Origin of the sequence: Micromonospora taraxaci (assembly GCF_007830095.1) — a bacterium.
In the GTDB taxonomy this organism is placed as follows: Bacteria; Actinomycetota; Actinomycetes; order Mycobacteriales; family Micromonosporaceae; genus Micromonospora; species Micromonospora taraxaci.
Genome location: NZ_VIWZ01000001.1, coordinates 1,238,076 through 1,261,777 on the forward strand (window position 1 = coordinate 1,238,076; position 23,702 = coordinate 1,261,777).

Annotated in this window: 23 protein-coding genes; 17 read left to right on the forward strand and 6 right to left on the reverse strand. The window is 70.7% G+C overall.

Features of this window, described 5'->3' with window-relative positions:
* The first annotated feature begins 4 nt into the window (after positions 1-4).
* The 6 genes from FHU34_RS05920 to FHU34_RS05945 all read left to right on the forward strand — a co-directional run bounded on the left by FHU34_RS05920 (position 5) and on the right by FHU34_RS05945 (position 6,483).
* A complete protein-coding gene (locus FHU34_RS05920) occupies positions 5-991 on the forward strand; it encodes an ABC transporter permease (RefSeq protein WP_145779045.1) in 987 nt (328 codons plus the stop codon).
* A gap of 147 nt (positions 992-1,138) precedes the next feature.
* The gene (locus FHU34_RS05925; RefSeq protein WP_145779046.1) at positions 1,139-2,881 is read left to right on the forward strand and encodes an ABC transporter substrate-binding protein; all 1,743 of its coding nucleotides are present in this window, start codon (positions 1,139-1,141) and stop codon (positions 2,879-2,881) included.
* Between the two features lie 363 nt (positions 2,882-3,244).
* A complete protein-coding gene (locus tag FHU34_RS05930) occupies positions 3,245-4,051 on the forward strand; it encodes a hypothetical protein (RefSeq protein ID WP_244311562.1) in 807 nt (268 codons plus the stop codon).
* A 65-nt stretch (positions 4,052-4,116) separates the two neighbouring features.
* Positions 4,117-5,127: an alpha/beta fold hydrolase gene (locus tag FHU34_RS05935; protein ID WP_145779047.1), complete on the forward strand. Its 1,011-nt coding sequence runs from the start codon at positions 4,117-4,119 to the stop codon at positions 5,125-5,127.
* Between the two features lie 125 nt (positions 5,128-5,252).
* Positions 5,253-5,927, forward strand: a complete 675-nt coding sequence (locus FHU34_RS05940; protein WP_145779048.1) for a nucleoside/nucleotide kinase family protein — start codon at positions 5,253-5,255, stop codon at positions 5,925-5,927.
* Between the two features lie 25 nt (positions 5,928-5,952).
* Entirely contained in the window at positions 5,953-6,483 is a 531-nt protein-coding gene (locus tag FHU34_RS05945) for a P-loop nucleotide/nucleoside kinase family protein (RefSeq protein ID WP_145779049.1), read from the forward strand.
* Positions 6,484-7,190: 707 nt separating this feature from the next.
* On the opposite strand, the gene FHU34_RS05950 is transcribed toward FHU34_RS05945, so the two are convergent.
* Positions 7,191-8,093, reverse strand: a complete 903-nt coding sequence (locus FHU34_RS05950; protein ID WP_145779050.1) for an NADP-dependent oxidoreductase — start codon at positions 8,091-8,093, stop codon at positions 7,191-7,193.
* Between the two features lie 105 nt (positions 8,094-8,198).
* On the opposite strand from FHU34_RS05950, the gene FHU34_RS05955 reads away from it, so the two are divergent.
* Together FHU34_RS05955 and FHU34_RS05960 are read left to right on the forward strand one after the other, a co-directional pair.
* The gene (locus tag FHU34_RS05955) at positions 8,199-8,597 is read left to right on the forward strand and encodes a winged helix-turn-helix transcriptional regulator (protein ID WP_145779051.1); all 399 of its coding nucleotides are present in this window, start codon (positions 8,199-8,201) and stop codon (positions 8,595-8,597) included.
* Between the two features lie 88 nt (positions 8,598-8,685).
* On the forward strand, positions 8,686-9,054 hold the full coding sequence (locus FHU34_RS05960; protein ID WP_425280564.1) for a nuclear transport factor 2 family protein: 369 nt from the start codon (positions 8,686-8,688) through the stop codon (positions 9,052-9,054).
* A 46-nt stretch (positions 9,055-9,100) separates the two neighbouring features.
* Here the strand turns inward: FHU34_RS05960 and FHU34_RS05965 are convergent, their stop codons facing one another.
* Both FHU34_RS05965 and FHU34_RS05970 read right to left on the reverse strand, forming a co-directional pair.
* Complete coding sequence (locus FHU34_RS05965) at positions 9,101-9,262, reverse strand: DUF1737 domain-containing protein (protein WP_145785451.1); 162 nt, start codon at positions 9,260-9,262, stop codon at positions 9,101-9,103.
* A 39-nt stretch (positions 9,263-9,301) separates the two neighbouring features.
* The gene (locus FHU34_RS05970; protein WP_145779053.1) at positions 9,302-11,446 is read right to left on the reverse strand and encodes a S9 family peptidase; all 2,145 of its coding nucleotides are present in this window, start codon (positions 11,444-11,446) and stop codon (positions 9,302-9,304) included.
* Positions 11,447-11,532: 86 nt separating this feature from the next.
* Between FHU34_RS05970 and mshB the strand changes: the two genes are divergently transcribed.
* From mshB to FHU34_RS05985, 3 genes are all read left to right on the forward strand, one after another.
* Positions 11,533-12,459: an N-acetyl-1-D-myo-inositol-2-amino-2-deoxy-alpha-D-glucopyranoside deacetylase gene (gene mshB / locus FHU34_RS05975; RefSeq protein ID WP_208744929.1), complete on the forward strand. Its 927-nt coding sequence runs from the start codon at positions 11,533-11,535 to the stop codon at positions 12,457-12,459.
* Positions 12,460-12,476: 17 nt separating this feature from the next.
* Positions 12,477-12,911, forward strand: coding sequence for a hypothetical protein (locus FHU34_RS05980; protein WP_145779055.1), 435 nt, complete (start codon positions 12,477-12,479; stop codon positions 12,909-12,911).
* Between the two features lie 82 nt (positions 12,912-12,993).
* On the forward strand, positions 12,994-13,458 hold the full coding sequence (locus FHU34_RS05985) for a hypothetical protein (RefSeq protein ID WP_145779056.1): 465 nt from the start codon (positions 12,994-12,996) through the stop codon (positions 13,456-13,458).
* A gap of 216 nt (positions 13,459-13,674) precedes the next feature.
* Here the strand turns inward: FHU34_RS05985 and FHU34_RS05990 are convergent, their stop codons facing one another.
* A complete protein-coding gene (locus tag FHU34_RS05990) occupies positions 13,675-14,748 on the reverse strand; it encodes a GNAT family N-acetyltransferase (protein ID WP_145779057.1) in 1,074 nt (357 codons plus the stop codon).
* A gap of 78 nt (positions 14,749-14,826) precedes the next feature.
* Here FHU34_RS05990 and fdxA point away from each other — a divergent pair, with 78 nt between their 5' ends.
* From fdxA to FHU34_RS06015, 5 genes are read left to right on the forward strand one after another with little or no spacing between them, the layout of a single operon-like run.
* Complete coding sequence (fdxA, locus tag FHU34_RS33555; protein ID WP_030490464.1) at positions 14,827-15,153, forward strand: ferredoxin; 327 nt, start codon at positions 14,827-14,829, stop codon at positions 15,151-15,153.
* A complete protein-coding gene (gene dapC / locus FHU34_RS06000) occupies positions 15,150-16,256 on the forward strand; it encodes a succinyldiaminopimelate transaminase (RefSeq protein WP_167524931.1) in 1,107 nt (368 codons plus the stop codon). Before fdxA ends, dapC begins: the two co-directional genes overlap by 4 nt.
* A gap of 16 nt (positions 16,257-16,272) precedes the next feature.
* Complete coding sequence (locus tag FHU34_RS06005) at positions 16,273-17,301, forward strand: prephenate dehydrogenase (RefSeq protein WP_145779059.1); 1,029 nt, start codon at positions 16,273-16,275, stop codon at positions 17,299-17,301.
* A 9-nt stretch (positions 17,302-17,310) separates the two neighbouring features.
* Positions 17,311-17,958 carry an SIMPL domain-containing protein gene (locus FHU34_RS06010; protein ID WP_145779060.1) on the forward strand — a complete coding sequence of 216 codons (648 nt, stop codon included), beginning with the start codon at positions 17,311-17,313 and terminating at the stop codon, positions 17,956-17,958.
* Entirely contained in the window at positions 17,958-18,605 is a 648-nt protein-coding gene (locus FHU34_RS06015) for a nucleoside/nucleotide kinase family protein (RefSeq protein WP_145779061.1), read from the forward strand. The genes FHU34_RS06010 and FHU34_RS06015 overlap by 1 nt, the downstream gene beginning before the upstream one ends.
* 24 nt (positions 18,606-18,629) lie before the next feature.
* On the opposite strand, the gene FHU34_RS06020 is transcribed toward FHU34_RS06015, so the two are convergent.
* Positions 18,630-19,187 carry a sugar O-acetyltransferase gene (locus FHU34_RS06020; protein ID WP_145779062.1) on the reverse strand — a complete coding sequence of 186 codons (558 nt, stop codon included), beginning with the start codon at positions 19,185-19,187 and terminating at the stop codon, positions 18,630-18,632.
* Positions 19,188-19,349: 162 nt separating this feature from the next.
* Here FHU34_RS06020 and FHU34_RS06025 point away from each other — a divergent pair, with 162 nt between their 5' ends.
* On the forward strand, positions 19,350-22,649 hold the full coding sequence (locus FHU34_RS06025; RefSeq protein WP_145779063.1) for a S8 family serine peptidase: 3,300 nt from the start codon (positions 19,350-19,352) through the stop codon (positions 22,647-22,649).
* A gap of 51 nt (positions 22,650-22,700) precedes the next feature.
* Here FHU34_RS06025 and dapD read toward each other — a convergent pair whose 3' ends face one another.
* Entirely contained in the window at positions 22,701-23,657 is a 957-nt protein-coding gene (gene dapD, locus FHU34_RS06030; protein WP_145779064.1) for a 2,3,4,5-tetrahydropyridine-2,6-dicarboxylate N-succinyltransferase, read from the reverse strand.
* Positions 23,658-23,702 lie beyond the last annotated feature (45 nt).

The following is a 23,702-nucleotide window of genomic DNA, read 5'->3' on the forward strand; positions in this document are numbered from 1 at the left end:
CCCCATGGCGCGATTTCTGCTCAAGCGACTCTTCTCCGCCACGCTGACCCTGTTCGCGGTGAGTGTGCTGACCTTCCTGATGTTCTTCGCCCTGCCGCGTGACCCGGTGAGCAGCATCTGCTCGAAGAACTGCAACCCGGAGCGGTTGGAGCGGGTCCGCGACGACCTGGGCCTGAACGACCCGCTGATCAGCCAGTACGCCGGTTACATGAAGGGCATCGTGACCGGCCGGGACCTCGGTAGCGCCCAGGGTGGCCGCTGCGACGCGCCCTGTCTGGGCTGGTCGTACGTCACCAACGAGGCGGTCTCGGACACCATCGCCCGGGTGCTGCCGGTGACGCTGAGCATCGTGATCCCGGCGGCGATCCTCTGGTTGCTGCTCGGCGTCGGTCTCGGCATGGTCTCCGCGTTGCGTCGGGGCACCTGGCTGGACCGGGCCGCCATCGGCTTCTCGCTGACCGGCGCGTCGTTGCAGCTGTACTTCGTGGGCGCGGTGCTGCTGATGATCTTCGTCTACAACCTGCGGTGGCTGCCGGTGCCCAGCTACACCTCCCTGTTCGAGAACCCGGCGAAGTGGGCCAGTGGGCTGGCGCTCGCCTGGGTGTCGCTGGCCTTTCTCTTCTCGGCGATCTACGCCCGGTTGTCGCGGGCGCAGATGTTGGAGACGCTCTCCGAGGACTTCGTCCGGACCGCGCGGGCCAAGGGCCTGGCCAAACCCACCGTGTACGGGCGGCACGCGCTGCGCGCGGCGATCACCCCGGTGGTGACCATCGCGGGGCTGGACGTGGGCGGAGCGCTCGGTGGCACGGTCATCACCGAGACGACGTTCGGCATCCAGGGGTTGGGGCGTACGGCGGTGGACGCGGTGCGCTCGGGTGACCTGCCCACCATCATGGCCACCGTGTTGATCGCGGCCGTCTTCGTCGTCCTGGCGAACGTGCTGGTGGACCTGCTCTACGCGACCATCGACCCCCGGGTGCGGCTGCGCTGACCGGCTGCTCGGCCGCCACGGTGTCCGATGGCGAAATTTATCGACAACTGTTACACAACTCGTAGTTTTTCTTCCTTACGATCCTCGGGACGTCGGCGGTTCTCGCCCCGACGAAACCGCACGGCACATGGCTGAAGGAGGTACTTCATGCGACCACGCGTGGCGGTTGCCGCAGGCGGCGCGATCGCTCTGGTTGTGGCATTGGGTGCGTGCTCGAAGAACACGGGCGAGGGCACCACTGTGGACACCGACCGGAAGCAGACCGGGGTCATCGCGACCGACCCCAAGGACTCGCAGGGGCCGGCGGCAGAGGTGAGCGGCGCCGCGAAGGGCGGCACCTTCACCGTCATCCGGGAGTCGCCGATCTCCCACCTCGACCCGCAGCGGACGTACTCGTTCGCCGGTCTGATGGCCAACCCGCTCTGGTCCCGCTACCTGACCACCTGGAAGGACGATGGCAAGGGCGGCCTGGTCCTGGTCGGTGACCTGGCCGAGACGCCGGGCAAGAACGTCAACAACGACTGCAAGGTCTGGGAGTTCACCGTCAAGGACGGGGTGAAGTTCGAGGACGGCCGGCCGATCACCTCCAAGGAGATCGCGTACGGCATCGCACGCTCCTTCGACCCCGACCTGTCCGGCGGCCCGACCTACATCCAGGAGTGGCTGGCCGACACCGCGCAGTTCGACACCAAGTGGGACTTCAAGAAGAACAAGACGTCGCTGCCGCCGGGCCTGAGCACGCCGGACGCCAAGACGCTGCGCTTCGAGTTCGCCAAGCCCCGCTGCGACCTGCCGTTCGCCGCCTCGCTGCCGACCACCGCGCCGCTGCCCGCCGACAAGGACACCGGCATCGAGGTGGACAAGCAGCCGTTCTCCTCCGGCCCGTACAAGGTCGCCAAGAACCAGGTCGGCGTCCAGCTCACCCTGGACCGCAACCCCAACTGGGACGCCAACACCGACCCGGTGCGCCATCAGTACCCGGACCAGTTCGTGTGGACCTTCGGGCCGACCGCCGACGCCGCCAACAACCGGGTGATCGCCGACAACGGCGCCGACCAGAGCGCACTCGCCTTCAACACCGTGCCCGCCTCGCTGGTCGCCAAGGTGGCCGGGGACGCCGCGCTCAAGTCGCGGACGATCCTCTCGCCGACCCCGAGCGCCAACCAGCTCGTCATCAACAACCAGCGGGTCACCGACCTCAAGGTCCGGCAGGCGCTCAACTACGCCATCGACCGCGAAGGCATGATCAAGGTGCTCGGCGGCCAGAACGTCGCCGCACCGCTGACCACGCTGATGCCGTCCGCCACGATCGGCTACAAGGCGTACGAGGCGTACCCGGCCGGGCCGAACGGCAACGTCGACAAGGCCAAGGAACTGCTCGGCGGAAAGACGCCGGAGCTGGTCCTCGGCGTCGCCGACAACTCCACCGAGCAGCAGCAGGGCGCTCAGCTGAAGGCCAACCTGGAGCGGGCCGGCTTCAAGATCACGCTGCGGAACATCTCCGACGACGCCAAGCTCGACGAGATCAAGAAGAAGAACAACCCCTGGGACCTGTACATCGGTAACTGGGCGGCGGACTGGCCCAGCGGGGCGTCGATTCTGCCGGTGCTCTACGACGGCCGCACCATCAAGGCCGAGGGCAACAGCAACCAGTCCTACTTCAACGACCCGGCCATCAACGCCGAGATGGACCGCATCCTGGCGCTCGCCCCGGCCGACCAGGGCCCGGAGTGGGCCAAGCTCGACGAGCGGATCATGAAGGAGTTCGCCCCGGTGGTGCCGCTCTACGTCGACGTGGCCTACAACGTGCACGGGTCCAAGGCCGGCGGGATCTTCATCTCCAGCGTCTTCGGCTACCCGTCGTTCGTGAACGCGCACGTCAAGCCGTAGTCATACCGCAGGCAGGCAGGGCCCTCTCCCGACAGCGTCGTCGGGAGGGGGCCCTCGCCGTCCGTCCTCTGAGCGCGAGCGCTGTTCGGCCAGCCCGGGATGGGTGCCCCCGCACGCTTCCTTTGGAGCTGATGTCGTAGACGATTCAACCGTTGGAGCATCCTCGACTCGGCGTGCCGACAGTCACGGTCCAGCGCGTCTGGAGCTTGCCGTGTGGCCGGGACCGCCCGGAGCACGTGGGGCTGGGTCGGACTCTGGGGATCCTGTAGTCGGCCGAATGGGCGCTGACCGTGGCAGAGGGGTATGCCTTGCGGCCGTCAGCAGACGCAGGTGGCACCGAAATCGGGGCGATATCGTGGCGCGGTGTTCACCGCCGGCAAGCGTGACTCGATCCGGGAGCAGTTGCTCGGTCTAGCCGAACGTGACCCCGCCGTCGTCGGGGCCGCCATCACCGGATCTCACGCGGTCGACGGCGGCGACCGGTGGTCGGACATCGACCTGGCGTTCGGCATCGAAGGTTCGCTGGACGCGGTGATGCACCGCTGGACCGACATGCTCTACCGGGACTTCGCCGCCGTTCATCACTGGGACCTGCCGTCCGGCTCTGCCGTGTACCGGGTGTTCCTGCTTGCCGACATGCTTGAAGTGGACATCGGGTTCACACCGGCTGCGGAGTTCGGGCCGCACGGTCCGACCTGGCGTACGGTCTTCGGCCATCCCGGACAGGCCAAGGAAGACCTGCGTCCGGAATGGCGGGCTCTGGTCGGGTTGGGATGGCACCACGCCCTGCATGCGTGGATCTCCATCCAACGCCACCGTTGGTGGCAGGCCGAGCAGTGGATCAGCGCTCTACGCGGTCAGGTTCTCGCCTTGGCCTGCTTGCGCCTCGGTCACCCCACCAGCTACGCGAAAGGTGCCCACCTGCTTCCGCCGGAGGTGACCTCACCGCTGGACACGACCCTGGTCCGTGCGCTGAACGAGGCCGAACTGACCCGTGCTCTCTCCGCAGCGACGGATGCGCTGACAGGGGAACTCGCGCTCGCCGATGCAGCTCTTGCTGCCCGACTGGCCTTCGTCCTCAGCGACCTGTGCACGGACAACCCGAGGCCAGACGAGCCTGACGGCAGCGAAGAGCCCAGTGTCGACCTACCGGCTGAGTCCGCCAGTTGAAACGCGCCGGTTGACCGGAACATTCGTCCAAGCCAGCGGCACCGCAGGGCGACGACAGTGCATTCATGACGGCATCGCCAGCCCTCGGCAAACAGTTCGACGAGGTCGACCCGCGCGCGTCCGACCAGCAACCGCGTCGAAGCCGCGCCCGCCGGCGACGGCGCGTCATCGCCTCGACGACGCTGCTCACGGTCGTCGGACTGCTCCTGGCCAACGCGGCATCGGTGAACTGGCAGTCCGCCCGTGCCACCGGAGACTCGATCCTGCATCTCGACGGCGGCGACATCAACGTCAGCCAGGACGGGCCCCGCGACGCCCCGGCACTCGTGCTGATCCACGGGCTCGGTGCCTCGACCGAGTGGTGGAAGTCGATAGTCCCGACGCTGGCAACGTCCCACCGTGTCATCCGAATCGACCTGCTCGGACATGGCCGATCCGCCAAACCGGCCGGCGGCGGCTATGCCGTCCCGCAGCAGGGACGCCGCGTCGGGCAGGCACTGGACCAGCTCGGCATCGAACAGGCCATCGTGATTGGCCACTCGACCGGCGGCTACGTCGCCACCGCGCTCGCCGAACACCGCGGCGACCTGGTGATCGGCCTCGCGCTCATCAACACGGGACCGCGCCTGGACGCCTTCATCTCGGACGGGCCGGTGGGCAAGCTCGTCTTCGTCCCTGTGCTGGGTCAACTCCTGTGGCGACTTCGGACCGATGGGATTCTGCGTCGGGGCTTGAGCACCGCGTTCGCGCCCGGCTTCCACGTCCCGCAGCAGCTCGTCGACGACACGCGCAGCATGACCTACCACGCGCTCACGGCGACATCGCGGGCGTCCGACGACTACCTGACCCAGCGACAACTTCCGGATCGGCTCACGAGCCTCGGCAAGCCACTGCTGGTCATCTTCGGTGAGCTCGACCAGAGGTGGCGATCCTCATCGGCGGCCGCGTACCGCCGCGTTGCTGGTGCGAACGTCGAGTTGATGCCCGGTGTCGGTCACTCACCCATGCTCGAAGACCCTACGCAGACGACCGGATTTCTCCTCACCTTCTTCAGCTCCGTGTCGGGCGGTCAGTGAGTCAAACGAGAACCGCGACCATGTGCGGCCGTGCGAGAGGCGGGGCTTGTGGATCCATGCGGTCGGCCGCGCGCATAGAGTCGTCCCGACACGGTGACCTTCGCGAGACCAGGACGGGGCAGGACATGCGCCACGGCACCCGGAACGAGATGCTCGCTCGTCTGGCCGAGGCGGTCGAGTCGGTCACTCATGCCCACCCGGTACGGGTTGCCGTCGACGGCCCGCCCGCCGCTGGCAAGACGACCCTCGCCGACGAGTTGGCCGTCGTCCTGCGCGAGCACGGCCGCGACGTCATTCGCGCGACGATCGACGACTTCCTCTTCCCTCGGGCGCAGCGGTATCCGCGCGGCGAGTACTCGGCCGAAGGCTGCTACTACGACGCACACGACTACGGCGCGTTGAACCGGGTTCTGCTGGATCCACTCGGCCCCGGCGGAGATCGGCGCTTCCAACCCGCGGTCTACGACAGCACCGCGGACGCTGTGCTGTCCCCGCCGATCTTGACCGCTCCCGCCGACGCCGTGCTGGTGTTCGACGGCGTTTTCCTGATGCGCCCGGAACTTCGAGACCGGTGGGACCTGCGCGTCTTCGTGTCGAGCGCGCCCGAGAAGACAGTGGATCGTGCCGTGGTCCGAGAGCGGCAGGTGTCATCCCGCACCGACGTCGAGCGGCGTTGGCGCGAGCGTTACCTCCCCTCCCAACAGCTCTACTTCGACAGGGTGCGCCCGACCGATCACGCCGACGTCGTCGTGCACAACGACGAGCCCCAGCAGCCGGTCTGGGAGAACCACACACGTTGAACGCACGTTCGTTCGGAGGCGGGGGATGACGACGCTGTTCCTGACGGTGGGGCTTCCGTGCACCGGGAAGACCACTGCTGCTCGACGTATCGAGGTTGAGCGCAAAGCTCTTCGTCTGACGAAGGACGAGTGGGTGAAGGCTCTCTACGGGCAGGAGAATCCGCCGTCGGCTCAGGACGTGATCGAAGGACGGCTCATCGAGATCGGGTTGCGGACCCTGGAACTCGGCACCAACGTCGTGATCGACTACGGCCTCTGGAGCCGGGACGAGCGCACTGCGCTGCGGCAGGCAGCAGCAGACCTCGGCGCGACGGTGGAGTTGCACTACTTCGCACTCACCCCAGCCGAGCAGCGCCGACGACTCGATCAGCGCCAAGCCGAAGCGCCACACACGACGTGGCCGATGTCCGACGACGAACTCGCCGAGTGGGCGGCGAGCTTCGAGGTCCCGACGCCGGGCGAACTCGACGGCACCGAACCCATTGACGCGCCGCCGACTGGATTCGCGAGCTGGAACGAGTGGCGTACGCACCGCTGGCCGCCCGCGGTCTCCTGACACCGGCGACCGCCATCGCACTCTCGCGACCAACTGACGTTGACACGTTGCGCGGCCGGCACCTTGATGCAAGCATCGCACCATGACGATCAACCGAAAGGGTCATGCCGCGTAAGCGGCCGGGCGCGATTCGCGCCGCACATCAAGCCGCCGGTCCTGCCCTGCGCCAATGGGCCCGCGAAGGCGGCGATCTGATCGACTGTCTCTCTCCTGCCGCAACCGCCGCCGTTCGAGCTGTCGAACACTGCCGGAATTCCGGTCGGTCCTCGCGCGGCGGGGAATGCTACGACCCCGACCCATTCAATCAGCATGTCCGACCCGGGCATACTGCCTATTTCCTTCTTGAATATCGACAATTTCTGCGCCAGCCCGGGCGGAAGCTCCGCCTCGAAGCGTCGCCCTGCCCCGCCTGCCCCGGCTGCCAATACCTGGATCTGGCGCTCGTGCGAGACGCGTTGGAGGCTGTGACCCGTCTCCTACCGTCGTCGGCACGTGTGGAGATGCGCCGACTGCTGAACCGCCTGGACGGCGAGTTTCGACGCCGCACCCTTCCCGACTCCAGTCCCAGGAGAAGTTGGAGTGGTCAACCGCTGCCGTGGTGGCATCGGCGGATCTACAAGAACTGACCTTCCGTCCATTCGTCGGCGCTTTTCGCGATCCTCCTGCTTTCGGCGTTCTTCCCCCGCCTGCGGGAGCTTCGCCGCACATCAGGGGACGATCACCACGCCGCCGCGTACGCCACCTCGGGCCAGACGGTCGTGGGCGGCTGCCGCGTCGGCGAAGGGGTACACGTCAGCGACCCGGAGCGGAATGGTGCCGCTGCTGACCAGTGTGACCAGTTCGCCCAGCCGGGATCCGTCCGGTAGCACCTCCAGCGCGAAGGTCCGGATTCCGCGCACCGGCTCCGGGCGAAGTGGGGGCGACGCGGCCACGTAGCCGCCGCCGTCCCGGATGAGGTCCAGCAGTGCGGAGCCGATCACCGCCAGGTCGATGACCGCGTCGAACGTGCCCGTCGGATCGTCGGTGCGCGACAGGAACGCCGCGCCCTGCGACTCGACGAACTCGCGGTCATCGGCTCCGGCGAGTCCCGTGGTGTGCAGACCAGCCGCCCGGGCCAGCGCCAGAACGAACCCTCCGACCTGCCCGGCGGCGCCGGTGACGAGCACTGTCGAACCCGCCGGGAGCGCGAGCAGGTCGAGTGCCTGGGCGGCGGCGAGGCCATTGGTCGGCAGGGTCGCCGCCTCGGTGGCGGGGACGCCGGCGGGCGCGGAGGTGAGCCAGGCGGCGTCGAGGACCACGTACTCCGCGTGGGCACCGACAGTGGTTTGCAGCCACGGCGAGAAGCCGATGACCTCGTCGCCGACCGTGAACTCGTCGACCGACGGGCCGACCGCGTCGACGCTGCCGGCAACGTCCCAGCCGGGGGTGTACGGCAGACCGGCCGGCAACGGGGCCGGGAACCGACCGGAGCGGACCATCAGGTCAACCGGATGGACAACCGATGCCGCGACCCGCACCCGTACCTGACCCGGCCCGGGCTCAGGCATTGGCACCTCAGCCACGTGCAGGACCTCCGGCCCTCCGAACTCCACATACCTGACTGCGCGCATCGTCGTCTCCTTCGTGGGATTTCGTGATCACCACGACCGTACGAATGCTCGGCACTGGGAGAAAGTAGGTACCTTGGAGTGCCTAGGGCACCAGGGGAGGACAGCATGTCGACGACGACCGCGGCGCAACGCCGCGAACAGGCCAAACGCGACTACGACGCGTTCCTGGAGCAGTGCCCGACCCGTGAGCTGCTGAGCAGGCTCACCGACAAGTGGGTCGCGCTGGTGATCCCCGCGCTCGCCGGGGGCCCGCAGCGGCACGGCGAGCTCGCCCGCCGCATCGCCGGCGTCAGCCAGAAGATGCTCACCCAGACCCTCCGCACGCTGGAGCGTGACGGCCTGGTCACCCGCACTGTCACTGCTTCGGTGCCGGTCCGCGTCGACTACGAGCTCACCCCGCTCGGCCATGAACTGTTCCCGGTCATCTTCGCCATCAAGAACTGGGCGGAGACGCACATGGATCGCGTCTTCGAAGCGCGGACCCAGTTCGACGCACGTCCCTGAGAGTCGACGACGCCGATCAACGTCGGAGTCCGAGCCCGCCAGATTGTCGCTGGTGGAGGTTAGGGTCCGCGTCGTGGACGACACCTCGATGGCCCGGCAGACCGCCCACGCCTACGTCGATCTTCTGGAGCGCCGCGACTGGTCCGGGTTGGCTGCCCTGCTCAGCGACGATGTGGTCTACGAGATGCCGCAGACTCGGGAGCGCATTCGCGGCAGGGACGCGTTCCTGCGGTTCAACACCGACTATCCCGGCGACTGGCACCTCCGGCCGCGACGGGTGATCGCCGATGGTCGCCTCGCTGCCCTGTTGCTCGACGTCCGCGTCGGCGCCGAGCAGACGGAGGCGTGTGTGTGGCTGGAGATGTCCGAGCAGGGGCTGATCAGCAAGGTCATCGACTACTGGCCCGAGCCGTACGATCCGCCGCCGGGCCGGGAACACCTCGTGGAACGTTGGTGATCGTCAGCCTCCCGCAGCAGCGGCCCAGGTGCGGCAGGCAACGTCTCTACCTGGCGCCGTCCACGGGCGGGTGCGGCAGCACCAACGCCTGAGCGGCGATGACGCGTTCGCCGTCGAAGGTCAGCGCCGGTGATCCGTGCAGCCGATAGCCCTGATCGAGAAGAGCACTGACGCGGGCGCAGAATTCAGCGTCATCGGGCCCGGTGATGAGGCGGTAGCCGAGCGGTTTCGTGAAATCCGATGCTGCTCACAACAGGTGGGTACGGAGGAACTCCAGCTCCAGGGGGAGCAGGCGCTCGGCGGTGCCGTTCGCGGCCATGTGCGTGGCGCCGGTCAGCGGCAGCACGGCGTGCGGGCGGCCGGTGCTCAGCAGTGCCGCCGAGAGCCGGAGCGTGTGCGCGGCCACCACGTTGTCGTCGGCCAGGCCGTGCACCAGCAGCAACGGGCGGGCCTGGTCCGGGCCGGTGACCGGTTCGGCGGCCAACTCGACGAGCGAGTGGTGCGCGTAGACGTCCGTGCCATCCTCCGGCAACCCCAGATAACGCTCGGTGTACGCGGTGTCGTACAGCGCCCAGTCGGTCACCGGCGCACCGGCGATGCCGCACCGGAACAGCTCCGGGTGACGCAGCACCGCCAACCCGGCCAGCCACCCCCCGAACGACCAGCCGCGCACCCCCACCCGGCTCAGATCCAGGTCGGGATGCTTGCCGGCCAGTGCCGTCAACGCGTCGATCTGGTCGGTGAGGATCACGTCGGCCACCCGGCGGTGGATCGCCTTCTCGAACGAGGGTGCCACTCCCGGCGTACCCCGGTTGTCGATGGTGACCACCGCGAACCCGGCGTCGGCCCACCACTGCCGCTCCAACCACGCGGCCCGCGCCGCCACGACCTCCTGGTGCCCCGGCCCGCCGTAGATGTCCAGCAGTACCGGCAACCGTCGACCCGTCACGTGGTTGTCCGGGTAGAGCACCGCCGCCGGCAACCGCCGGTCGGTCACCCGTTCCAGTAGCGGCAGCGGCGAATACGGCGGATTGGCGGCGAACGATCGCAGCTCGGCCAGCTCCTGGTCGCCGCGGCGCACGGTCCACCGCACCCCGGCGTGATCCAGCGACGCGACACCCACCGCCAGCACGTCCCCGCCCACCGCGGCGGTGTACCAACCGGAGTCGGTGGTGAGTCGCCGCGCGTCCACCCCACCGCCGATCGTGGTGCGGATCCGAAAGAGGTGCCGCTCGCTCGGCTCGCCGTCGCTCGCCTCGACCAGCAGATCGGCCGGACCGGAGGCGGCCGGCAGCCGACCCACCACCCGGCGTACGTACAGCGACGGCGGGGTGAGCAGGGTGCCGTCGGCGAACAGGCACCTCGCGTCGTACCCGTCGTGGGCCAGTTCCCCGCCGACCAGCACGCGGCCGTCCGGGAGGTGCGCCGGGGTGCCGGCGATCGGCTCTACCCAACGCGGGTCGGCCAGCTCCGCGTGCACCTGCGTCTCACCGGTGCGGGGGTCCACCGCCAGCACCAGCCCGTGCTGCTGCGACCGGCGCAGCACGGTGATCAACGGGCTGCCCTCGACCCAGCTGACCCCGGTCAGGTACGGGTAGGTCTCCCGATCCCAGTGCACGTCCACCCAGCCGTCGTCCAGATCGAGCAGGTGCAGGCTGACCTCGGCGTTCGGCCCACCCGCCCGGGGGTACGCGATGGCGGTCGGCGGGCTGGCCGGCTGGGCGGGGTCGTGCAGGTGCCAGCGTTCCAGGCGGCTCTCGTCGACCCGGGCGGCGAGCACCATCCGGCCGTCCGGAGCCCACCAGTAGCCCCGGTACCGACCGAACTCCTCAGCCGCGATGTGTTCGGCCAGGCCCCAGCTCACACCGGCGTCCTCGCCGGCCAGCAGGGTGTCCGTGCCGTCCGGCTCGATCACCCGCAGCTCGCCCCGGCGCACCCCCTCGGCCGCGTCGGTCACGTACGCCAGCCGCTGCCCGGTCGGGTCCGGACGCGGGTCCAGCACCGGACCGACGGCCGCCACCTCCACCACGTCGCCGTGCACCAGATCGGCCCGGAACAGCCGCCCGGCCAGCGCGAACACCGCAACCCGGCCGGCGGCGTCCAACGCGTACGAGCCGATGCCGTCGGCACTGAGCCGCAGCCGCTCCCGCAGCGCGCGCTCACCGGGGGAGAGGGACCTGACGTCACCGTCCTCGCCGAGCAGGGTTGCCGGATCGGCGACCAGGCGCTCCTCGGCGGTGGCCACGTCCAGCATCCAGAGCGCGTCCGCCGGGTCCTCCGGGCCGGCGGAGCGCAGGAAGATCACCCGGGAGCCGTCCTCCGCCACGGAGACAGCGCGTGGCGCGCCGTGGCTGAACCGGTGGGTGCGGGCGGCCAGCTCCGGAAAGTCCACACGCCAAATCGTAGAGCCGGACCGGAGGTGATGTGGCCGACCTGGGCGGACGCGTCGACGTCGGCCGGGAGGAACTGCCGGTTAGAGTGACCGTCGTGACGATGCTGCCCGACCGCCGCCTGCTGCTGGTCCACGCGCACCCCGACGACGAGTCGATCGGCACCGGCTCGACGATGGCCCACTACGCCGCGCAGGGCGCGCACGTCACGCTGGTGACCTGCACCCTCGGCGAGGAGGGCGAGGTGCACGTCCCCGCGCTGTCCCAGCTCGTCGCCGCCGAGGCCGACCAGCTCGGCGGGTACCGGATCGCCGAGCTGACCGCCGCGTGCGCCGCCCTCGGCGTCAGTGACCACCGCTTCCTCGGCGGCGCCGGCCGCTACCGCGACTCGGGGATGATGGGGCTCGCGACCAACGAGCACCCCCGCGCCTTCTGGCAGGCCGACCTCGACGAGGCCGCGGGGCACCTGGTCGAGATCATGCGGGAGGTACGCCCGCAGGTGCTCGTCACGTACGACCCGAACGGCTTCTACGGCCACCCCGACCACATCCAGGCGCACCGGGTGGCGATGCGCGCCGTCGAGTTGGCCGCCGCCGAGGGCTGCGCCCCGCTCAAGGTCTACTGGACGGCGATGCCGCTCAGCGTGCTGGAGGCCGGGATGACGCAGTTCGCGGAATCCTCCGACAACCCGTTCGGCGGCATCGAGGACATCGCCGACCTGCCCTTCGGCACCCCGGACGCCGAGATCGCCGCCCAGATCGACGGCACCGACCAGCACTTGGCCAAGGAAGCCGCGATGCGGGCGCACGCCACCCAGATTCCGGCCAACTCCTGGCTCTACTCGATCGCCGGCAACTTCGGTGGCGAGTTCATGGGCGTGGAGTACTTCACCCTCGCCGTGGGCGAGAAGGGCCCGGGCGCCGGGCCGTACGGCTGGGAGGACGACCTCTTCGCCGGGCTGCCCGAGGAGACCGCCCCGGACCGGTCTCCGGTCGCGGCGGCCGGTCTCCGGTGACCTCGCCCGCCGCGTCGATGACGGTCGTGGACGACCAGACCGCCCCGCCTCCGGCGGGGCCACCACCGCGCCTGCTGGACCTCGGCGTGCGGGTGGCCGGCGCGATCATCGTGGTGGTCGCCGGGGTGCTGACCGGGGTGCTGGAGTTGCTGCTCGCCACGGTCCGCGTAGGTGGTTACCTGATCGGCGTCTCGGCACTCATCGCCGTCGGCGCCAACATCGTGCTGAGCTGGTTCGCGTACGAAGCGGTCGGCCGCAGGTGGGCGGTGGCGTTGCCGGCGGTGCCCTGGTTCGCGCTCATGGCCGTGGCCGCTGTCCGGACCAGCGAGGGCGACCTGCTGCTGGCCGGAGACAACTGGGTCGGCCTGGCCATGATCGTGGCCGGCGCGATGACCTTCGCGGTGATGGGCTTCCGGCAGATCCTCGCCCCGACACACACGCTCGGCGGCTGATGACGTCACCCAGGTAGGAGTGGTAGATATTCCTGCCAGAGATGGGGGCCCCGCGACGGGGCGTACGGCGGGAGGTCCGGCGATGGACAAGCGGTGGCGTGACATCGGGGTGCTCGTTGCGGCCCTGTTCGCGGTGAACGTGATCGCCCGGCTGATCATCCGGTTCGGCTTCGAGGGCGACGACACCGCCGCCGACCGGGTGTCGTTGGCGATGTTCGCGGTGATCGGGCTGATCCTGGCGGTGGTCGCCTTCCGCTGGGGTGGTCGTCGGCCGCTGGCGGGCTGGGCCGCCGACATGGCCCTCGTGGTGCCGGTGGCGATGGTGTTGACCGTGCTGGTCGGGCCCCTGCTGATCGGTCACAACCCCTTCGCTGGCGGCGCGCCGACGTTCTTCGCCCAGATCTGGCTCTACCTGCTCGCCACCGGCGCAGGGTTGCTGGTCGGCTACCTGGTGCTCACCGCGCTCGGGCGCGACTACCGCTCGCAGCAGCTCAAGCGGTACGCCGAGGTGAAGGCCGCCAAGCCCCGCCGGGTCGTCCGCCGCTGACCCGGCAGCGTCGCCCTCGGCCCGCGTGCTCCCGGCCGGCGTGCCTCGGCCGGCGTGCTGGCGGTGATCGACTCGGGTTTCAGGAAGTCGCGGGGTCAGGCCGCATCGGATGGCCCGGTTTCCTTGAACGCGAGTGGATCACCGCCGAGAGCGGGTGCCGGGCGCGGCCGGGCGGGCCGAGGCCGAGCAGTCGGGGTCAGTGCGCGGCGACCGGGGTCAGTGCGGGGCGACCCGGGTCAGGTAGGTGTGGTGGGTGGTGAAGCCGAGCTGCCGGTAGAGCGTGACCGCCGCCGTGTTGTGCTGCTCGACCTGGAGGAATGCGTGTGTCGCGCCGGCCGACATGCCCCAGGTGGTCAGCTCGTGGATCACCCGACGGGCCAGGCCCTGTCGGCGTGCCGCCGGCACCACCTCGATCAGGCTGAGGCCCAACCAGCGCCCCTGGCCGGTCACCGTGCCCCGGCCGACAGCCACCAGCGTGTCGCCGACGTACACGTGGGCGAAGCGGACCTGGTCCACGGCGGTGAGCACGTGCCGGGCGGCCTCCGGTAGGCCGCCCTTGCGTCCGGCGGCGACTGCGAGCCAGTCCGCGCTCGGCGCGGTGGCCAGCTCGACGACCGCGCCGCGCCACGCACCGGCGGCACCGGTGGGCAGCTCGCCGGCGGCGTCGGCGGCCAGCTCGACCTCCGTGTTGCTCGACCCGCTGGCGGCAGCGGTCGGGGCGCTCGCCGCGTCCCCCTGAGGCGGGGCTGGTCGGCCCTCGGGCGGCAGGGGAAGTGGGGCGGTCTGCACCAGTGTCGGCGGTCGGGCGGTCCAGCCGCGGGCGTCCAGTTCCGTGCCGACCGGCGCGGCGAGCGGCAGCGGCGTGTTGATCATCGCGGGCTGGCCCTGCTCGGCGTACCAGCGCTCGACAGCGTCCACGGCGGCGGGCAGCGGGCGGTCCGGGTCGCCGATCGGCAGCGCCGAGTTGGCCCGCCCGGTCCAGCCGTCCGCCGACCGGAGCAGCCAGTCGCCGAGCCGGCCACGCGTCGGTGCCGGCCAGGCCTCGTCGGCGGCCCGCTCCAGCGCCACGACGGCCGCCGCGGTCGGTCGACGGGTCGCCGGCACGCGCTTGGCACGGTGCACCTGTGCCACCGGAACCCGCAGCGGCCCCTTCGCGGTGGCCAGCGTGAGATGAGTCTCGCTCAGCTCCACCAGCTCGCCGAGGGCATCGGAGAAGAGCGGGCGGCCTTCGCGAATCCCCACAATCCGGCGGACCACGATTCGGTGTCCCACATCCTGCTGTCGGAGCACGATCGACCCCCTCCCCGGCGAGATACTAGGCTCTAACCGTCGCGGGAGATCGCGACGTGTCTGCGGAGGAGAAGACCGGTGACCTACATCATCGCCGAGCCGTGCGTGGATGTGCTCGACAAGGCATGCATCGAGGAGTGCCCGGTCGACTGCATTTACGAGGGCAACCGGATGCTCTACATCCACCCCGACGAGTGCGTCGACTGTGGTGCCTGTGAGCCCGTCTGCCCGGTGGAGGCGATCTTCTACGAGGACGACGTCCCGGAGCAGTGGAAGGACTACACCGGCGCCAACTACGAGTTCTTCGAGGACCTGGGCTCGCCCGGTGGCGCCTCGAAGGTCGGCAAGGTGGAGAAGGACGCCACCTTCGTCGCCGCGCAGCCGCCGCGCGGCGAGGGCCACTGAACCGGCCCGCGCCGGTCTCGTCGCGGCTGCCCGAGTTCACCTGGGACACCCTGGACGCCGCGGCCACCCTGGCCGCGGCGCATCCGGAGGGCCTGATCAACCTCTCCATGGGTACGCCGGTCGACCCGGTGCCCGAGGTGATCCGTCGAGCCCTGGCTGACGCGTCCGACGCTCCCGGTTACCCGCTGACCGCCGGCACGCCGGCGCTGCGGGCCGCGATCGCGGCGTGGGTGTCAAGGGCCTGCGGCGCAGGTGTCGACGGTCTCGGAGTGCTGCCGACGATCGGCTCGAAGGAGCTGGTCGCGTGGCTGCCCACCCTGCTCGGCATCGGTCCGGGTGACGTGGTGGTGGTGCCGTCGATCGCGTACCCCACGTACGAGGACGGTGCCCGGCTGGCCGGCGCCACAGTCGTGCGCACCGACTCGCTCACCTCGGTCGGGCCGACCTCGCGGGTCCGGTTGGTCTGGGTCAACTCGCCCGGCAACCCGACCGGGCGGGTGCTGCCCGCAGCGCATCTGCGCAAGGTGGTCGACTGGGCCCGGGAGCGCGGCGCGGTGGTCGCCAGCGACGAGTGCTACCTGCCTCTGGGCTGGTCGGCGGAGCCGGTCTCCGTGCTGTCCCCGCAGGTCAGCGGAGGCAGTTACGCCGGGGTGCTCGCCCTGCACTCGCTGTCCAAGCGGTCCAACCTGGCCGGCTACCGGGCCGGGTTCGTCGCCGGTGACCCGGCGCTCGTCGCCGAGCTGCTCAAGGTGCGCAAGCACGCGGGCATGATCGTGCCCGCCCCCGTGCAGGCGGCGATGGTGGCCGCGCTGGACGACGAGCGACACGCCGAGGAGCAGCGGGAGCGCTACCGCGCCCGGCGTGAGGTGCTCCGGGCCGCGTTCACCGAGGCCGGGTTCACCGTCGAGCACTCCGAGGCGGGTCTCTACCTGTGGCTCACCCGCGGTGAGGACTGCTGGGAGACCGTCGACTGGCTGGCTCGTCGGGGCATCCTGGTCGCTGCCGGAGTCTTCTACGGCCCCACCGCCGGGCAGCACGTCCGGGTCGCGCTGACCGAGTCCGACGAGCACGTCGCGGCGGTCGCCGGCCGGCTGCGGGCCTGACCCCGGGCGGCCGGCGATGACCGACGGCACGACCGGGCGGTACGCCGGAGTGCGTGCGGCCGTGATCGGCACCGGCCTGATCGGCGGCTCCGTGCTGCTGCGCCTGGCCGAGGTCGGCCTGGACGTCGTCGGATGGGATCCGGACCCGGCCACCCGCGAGCGGGCCCAACTCCGGGGCGTGGTCGCCCCGGCCACTGTCGAGCAGGCCGTGGCCGGTCGGGACGTGGTCTTCCTCTGCGGTCCGCTGCCCACTCTTGCGCACACCCTGGCCCGGGTCGCCGAGCTGACCGCGCCCGGCTGCGTGCTCACCGACGTGGGCAGCACCAAGGTCGAGGTGGCGGAAGCGGCCGATCGACTCGGGCTCGCCGACCGGTTCGTTCCCGGGCACCCGATGGCCGGCGCGGAGTCCGCCGGCCTGACCGCCGCCTCGCCGACCCTGCTGACCGGTGCAGCCTGGGTGCTCTGCCCGGCGCCGGGCACCGCGACGGCGGCCTTCCGCTGGCTGACCGGGCTGCTGGTGGAGGTGTTCGCTGCCCGCGTCGTACCGATGGCGGCGCCGGCACACGACTCGGCGGCGGCGCTCGCCTCACATGTGCCACACCTGCTGGCCGGGGCGCTGGCCGGTGCGACGCAGCGGGCGCCGCTGCGCGACGCCGTGCTGACGCTGGCCGCGGGCAGTTTCTCCGACGGCACTCGGGTGGCCGGCACACCGGCCGAGCGGACCGCGAACATGTTGCTCGGCAACCGCGACCGGGTCCTGCACGAACTGGACGAGGTCCGCGCCTTCCTGGACGGGCTGGCCGCCGCCCTGCGGGCCGACGACGCAGCGGCGCTCGTCGCCCGGTACGCGGAGGCCAGGGCTGCCCGTTGCGCGTTGTCGGACCGGCGTTTCACCGGTGCGAACCGGGAGTTCCCGGTCGACGGCGACGGTGCCGCCGAGGTGGCCTGGTTGCGCGGGCTGGGCGACGTCGGTGGGCACCTGACCGGGTGTCAGGTCGACTCCGAGGCGGTTTCCTACACTGCACGGCTCCCGGTGGCTGACTAGGCTGAGGGCATGGCGACGGACGGTCCGGTGGTGCAGGTGCGCGGCGAGGCGTACCGGGAAGTGCCGCCCGAGCTGGCCCGGTTCGCGGTCACCGCGACAGCGCGTGACCGGGACCGGGAGGCGACGCTGACCCGGTTGGCCGAGCGGGCTGCCGCCGTCCGGGTGCTGCTCGACGGTTCCGGGCCCACTGTGGCTCGGCGGGAGACCGGCGACCTGCGGGTGCGGCCGGAAACCCGGCGTTCGGGCGAGCGGGTGGTCGCGTGGCACGGCAGCGTGACGACCACCGTCACCGTCACCGACTTCACCGCCCTCGGTGAGCTGATGCTCCGGTTGGCCGACCAGGACCAGGTCGAGGTGGCCGGGCCCTGGTGGGAGCTTCGCCCGGACAGCCCCGCACACCGGGAGGCCCGACACGCCGCGATCGGCGACGCGTTGCTGCGGGCCCGGGAGTACGCGGAGGCGCTCGGTGCCCGGGTCACGGCACTGATCGAGTTGGCCGACGCCGGCCCGGCCGACCGACCGATGTTCGCCCGCGCGGCGTTCGCCGGGGGTGGCGCGGGTGGTGGCGCGCCGGAGCTCGAGCTGGATCCGCAGCCGCAGACGGTGCAGGCGGCGGTGCAGGCGCGATTCACGATCAGCGCCCCGGTCCTCGACTGATGCCACCGGCCCAGGTGCTGTCCGTCGACGAGCTGGTCGAACGGGCGCTGGTGCTGGCCGAGGCCGGGCCGCGACAACTGCTCGGCATCGCCGGCGCGCCGGGTGCCGGGAAGTCCACGCTGGCCGAGTTGATCGTCGCCGAGGTGGGGCCGACGGCGCGGCTGGTTCCGATGGACGGCTTCCACCTGGCCCAGTCACAGTTGGTCCGGCTGGGCCGCGCCGAACGCAAGGGCGCGGCGGACACCTTCGACGCCAACGGGTACGTCTCGATGCTGCGCCGGTTGCGCCGTCTTGAGCCGGCCTCGGTCTACGCACCGGAGTTCCGGCGGGAGCTGGAGGAGCCGGTCGCCGGGGCGATCGAGGTGCAGCCGTCGGTGCGACTGGTGGTGACCGAGGGCAATTACCTGCTGCTGCACGACGACCCGTGGTGGGAGATTCCGCCGCTGCTGCACGAGACGTGGTTCCTGGACCTGGATGCGGAGATCCGCCACCGGCGGCTGACCGCCCGGCACGAGGCGTTCGGGCGGTCGCCGGAGCAGGCCCGCGAGTGGGCGTTGGGCAGTGACGAGGCCAACGCGGCTCTGATCACCCCCACTGCCGAGCGGGCCGACCTGGTCGTCCGCCTCCCCGATCCACCGGCGGCCTGACCGGCTCGTCGAGGGCGGCGAGCGTCAGTCCAGCTCTCGGACCGGTCGGGCGGGGTTGCCGACGGCGACCACGTTGGGCGGCAGGTCCCGGGTGACCACAGCGCCCGCGCCGACGACTGTGTTCGCACCGATCGTCGCGCCGGCGAGCACGATGGCACCGCCGCCGAGCCACACGTTGTCCTCAATGGTGATCGGCTTGGCGGCCTCCCACTTGTCGCGGCGGGGACCGGGCTCGACCGGATGTGTCGGGGTCAGGAGCTGGACGTTCGGTCCGATCTGGACGTCGGCGCCGATGACGATCGGCGCGACGTCGAGGAAGACGGCGTGGTAGTTGACGAAACTACGCGGCCCGATCCGGATCTGCCAGCCGTAGTCGCAGTAGAACGGTGGGCGGATCCACGTGCCCTCGCCGAGTTCGCCGAGGAGGTCGCGGAGCGCCTTGAGGCGGGCCTGCGGATCGGTTGCGGCGCTGGTGTTGAAGCGTTCCATCAGCAGGGCGGCGCGGTCCAGGTCGGCGATGATCTCGGGATCGTCAGCGAGGTACGGCTCGCCGGCGAGCATGCGGTCCTTCATGGAGGTCATCCGGTCGATGATGCCTGCCATCCCGCTCGTGGGTTGGCAGGTCCGTCATATTTTCGACCCCTTTTCTGCATACCGGGTATGTAATACTGGCTTCGGTCTATGGAACCCCGTCATCGGTATCGACGCTCCACCGAGGAGGATCCGTTGCATCGACGCAGAAAAATGACCACAGCCGTCACCGCGGTAGCAGCCCTCGTCCTGGGCGCTCCAGCGCTCGCCGTGGCCAGCCCACCCACCAGCACCGCACCCGACGCCGCCCCGCGTGCCGCGGCCGGCGTCTCCACCACGAAGACCGTCACCCTGCTCACGGGTGACCAGGTCACCGTCACCGCGTCCGGGTCGGCTGCCGTCCGGCCCGGCCCGGGCCGGGCTCATCTGCGCTTCGTCACCACCCGTGACCGCGGTCAGGTCACCGTGCTGCCGCAGGACGCAGTGCCGCTGGTCCGGTCCGGTCGGGTCGACCGGCGACTGTTCAATGTGACCGGGCTGATCGCCGCCGGTTACGACGACGCCCGGCGGGACAACCTTCCGGTGCTCGTCGCAGGCGGCGCGGGCGCTCGGCAGCGGGCCGCCGCACCCACCGGGCTGACCGTCACCGCGCAGCTGCCCGCAATCGGCGGGGTCGCCGCGACAGCGGACAAGAAGCGGGTAGCGACGGTCTGGGCAGCGCTCACCGGCGCGAACGCCCGGGTCGGCACGGCGGGGGGTGCCGACCGAATCTGGCTCGACGGCCGTCGACACGTCACGCTGGACCACAGCGTGCCGCAGATCGGCGCGCCGGCCGCGCACCAGGCAGGCTTCACCGGTCAGGGGGTACGCGTCGCGGTGCTGGACACCGGCATCGACGCCGACCACCCCGACCTGGCGGGCCGGGTCGCCGAGTCGCACAACTTCACCGAGGCCACCGATGCCGGTGACACAGTGGGCCACGGCACCCACGTCGCCTCGATCATCGCCGGCAGTGGCGCTGCCTCGGGCGGCAAGTACCGGGGCGTCGCACCGGACGCCACGCTGCTCAACGGCAAGGTCTGCGAGGACTTCGGCTGCCCGGACTCGGCGATCCTGGCCGGCATGCAGTGGGCCGCCGTCGACCAGAACGCCGACGTGATCAACATGAGTCTGGGCGGTACGGACACGCCCGACGTCGACCCGCTGGAGGCGGCCGTCGAGTCGTTGACCGCGCAGACCGGTGCGCTCTTCGTGATCTCCTCCGGCAACGACGGCACCGACGGCTCGGTCAGCTCGCCGAGCACGGCTGACGCCGCGCTGTCGGTGGGCGCGGTGGACCGGGACGACGCCCTGGCCGACTTCTCCAGCCGAGGCCCCCGGGTGGGCGACGGCGGGCTGAAGCCGGACCTGACGGCTCCCGGCGTCGACATCGTCGCCGCCCGGGGTGAGGGAACGCTGCTCGGCGATCCGGTGGGCGACTCCTACGTCACCATCTCCGGCACCTCGATGGCCGCCCCGCACGTCACCGGCGCGGTGGCGCTGATCGCCCAGCAGCACAGCGGCTGGGCGGCGGCCCAGCTCAAGGCGACCCTGATGGCGTCGGCGAAGCCGCACCCGGAGCAGACCTCCTTCCAGCAGGGTGCCGGACGGGTCGACGTGGCCCGGGCGATCACCCAGCGGGTGGTCAGCGACCCGGTCAGCGTCGGCTTCGGGCAACCGGCCTGGCCGCACGACGACGACACCCCGGTCACCCGGACTGTCGACTGGCGCAACGACGGGCCGAACCCGATCACCCTGGACCTCACCCTCGAGGTGACCGGGCCGGAGGGCCAGCCGGCACCGGCCGGCCTGTTCACCCTGGCGGCGGCCCAGGTCACCGTGCCCGCGGGTGGCAGCGCCGGCACCACTGTCACCGCGGACACCCGGATCGGCACCGACGGCTACTGGACCGGGCGGATCGTGGCCCGCTCCGGGGAGACCGTCGCGGTCACCCCGATCGCTGTCAACCGGGAGGTGGAGAGCTACCAGGTCACGGTGCGCCACCTGAATTCCACCGGAGCGCCCGCGACCGACCACATCACCACGTTGGTCGACCTGGACACCTTCAGGTCCTACGACCTGTACGACCCGGACGGCACCGCCGACGTCCGTTTGCCCAAGGGTCGTTACGGGCTCGTCAGCATCCTCTTCTTCGAGGACGGGGCCACCCAGTTCGCCCAACCGGAGCTGGTCGTGGACGCCGACACCGCGGTGACCGTCGACAACCGGAAGGCCCGGCCGGTGCGTACGGCGGTCCCCGATCGGTCGGCCAAGCCGGCACTGGTGGACATCGGAGCGACGTTCCTCGGCACGGACGGCGGCGGCTACGGCTTCGGCCTTCTCGCGTTCGACTTCACCGGGCTGGCGACCGGACAGCTTGGTCGGGCTGTCTCCGGCAAGAAGTTCGTCGGAAACATCGCCAGCCAGTGGGCGGATCTGGAGGTGGCGCACAGCCCCTACCTGTACGCGCTCAGCGAGACCTTCCCCGGCCGGTTGCCGACCGGCTTCGACAAGACCTACCGCAGCTCGGAGTTGGCGACCGTCACTCAGCAGTTCAAGGGCGGCTATGTGGGTCTGAAGGCGGATCGGGTGGTCTTCCCGCAGTTCGGCCCGGGTCTGGGTGGTTGGGCGGCCGGAGTGCCCACAGTGGTGCCCGGGCAGCGGGTCGAGCACTACAGCACCCGAGATGTGAGCTGGTCCTCGGAGCTGTCGTTCTGGGGCGACATCGAAGAATGGTGGACCGATTTCAAGGCAGCGCTGATGAGCGAGTCGCGCACGTACCGGCCCGGCCGACACACCCGGGAGAGTTGGGGTGGCGCGCCCTACGGTCCGACCTTCCCGGCCCCGCGTTGGCCCGGCCAGGGCGTCACCCGGATCGGTGACGAGATCCAGGTGGACGTTCCCCTGCACAGCGATGCCGAGGGGCACGCCGGTGGTTCGGTCGTCGACACCGCCCGGACCGCCCTCTACCGCAACGGTGTGCTGGTCGGTGAGTCGTCGGACACCGGCTTCGGCGCGTTCGCAGTGCCACCCGGCGCGGCGGCGTACCGGTTGGAGGTGTCGGCCAAGCGGAGCTTCACCGACCTCAGCACCGAGGTCAGCACGGCGTGGACGTTCCGTTCCCGGCACGTCGGCGGGGACGACTACCGGCAACTGCCGGTGTCGGCCATCCGGTTCACGCCACCGCTGAGCGTGGACAACGCGGCTCCCGCCGGACGGAGTCTGGTCATCCCGGTGCAGGTGCAGCGTCAGCCCGGTGCTGCCGGGTCCCGGGTGACCAAGCTGACCGTGGACGTCTCCTACGACGGAGGCAAGACGTGGCAGTCCGCCCGGGTGCGGCACGGCGGGCACGGTTGGACGGCAACTGTCCGGCATCCCGCCGGGCCCGGCTACGCGTCCCTGCGGGCCACCGCCAAGGACGCCGCCGGCAACACGGTGACCGAGAAGATCATCCAGGCGTACCGGTTGCGCTGAGGCGTACCCCCGCCGGGTCCGCGGCCGAGTGCCGCGGACCCGGCGGGGACGTCAGTCGTTGGCGTGCAGGGCGGCGTTCAGCTCGATGCCCCGGCCGGTGCGCGGCTTCGCCTCCAGCGCGCCGGTCACCGAGTTGCGCCAGAACAGCAGCCCGTCGACGCCGGACAGCTCGCGGGCCTTGACCACCCGGCCGTCGGGGAGGGTGACCTTCGACGCGGCCGTGATGTAGCAGCCGGCCTCGACCACGCAGTCGTCGCCGAGGGTGATGCCGACCCCGGCGTTCGCGCCGACCAGGCTCCGCTCGCCGATGCTGATCTTCTCGGTGCCGCCGCCGGACAGGGTGCCCATGATCGAGGCGCCACCGCCGATGTCGGAGCCGTCGCCGACGAGCACGCCCTGCACGATCCGTCCCTCGACCATTGAGGTGCCGACGGTGCCGGCGTTGAAGTTGACGAAGCCCTCGTGCATCACCGTCGTGCCGGCGGCCAGGTGGGCGCCGAGGCGGACCCGGTCGGCGTCGGCGATCCGCACACCGGAGGGCACCACGTAGTCGGTCATCCGGGGGAACTTGTCCACCCCGTACACCGACAGGTGCCGGCCCGCCGCCCGCTCGATGACCCGCAGCTCGTCCACCCGCTCCGGAGGGCACGGCCCGGCGGACGTCCAGGCCACGTTGGCCAGCTTGCCGAAGATGCCGTCCAGGTTGAGCTGGTTGGGTCGCACCAGGCGGTGCGAGAGCAGGTGCAGACGAAGGTACGCGTCGGACGCGTCCTTGATCGGGTCGTCCAGCGAGATCACCGTGACCACCTGGACGGTACGCAGACCAGGTAGCGCCCGGTCGCCGAGCGCGGCCGGCGGCAGGTCGAGCACGTCCGCCTTGTCCTCGCCGGCAACCAGCGGCAGCTCACCCAGGCCCAGCTTGCCGGTCGGGTACCAGGTGTCGAGCACCTGCTCGTCTGCGGTGACCGTGGCCAGGCCGATGCCCCAGGCCGAATCTGCGGACGTCACTGTTACACCTCTCGGTAGCGGCCGGCTGGCCTCAGCTCACTGCTC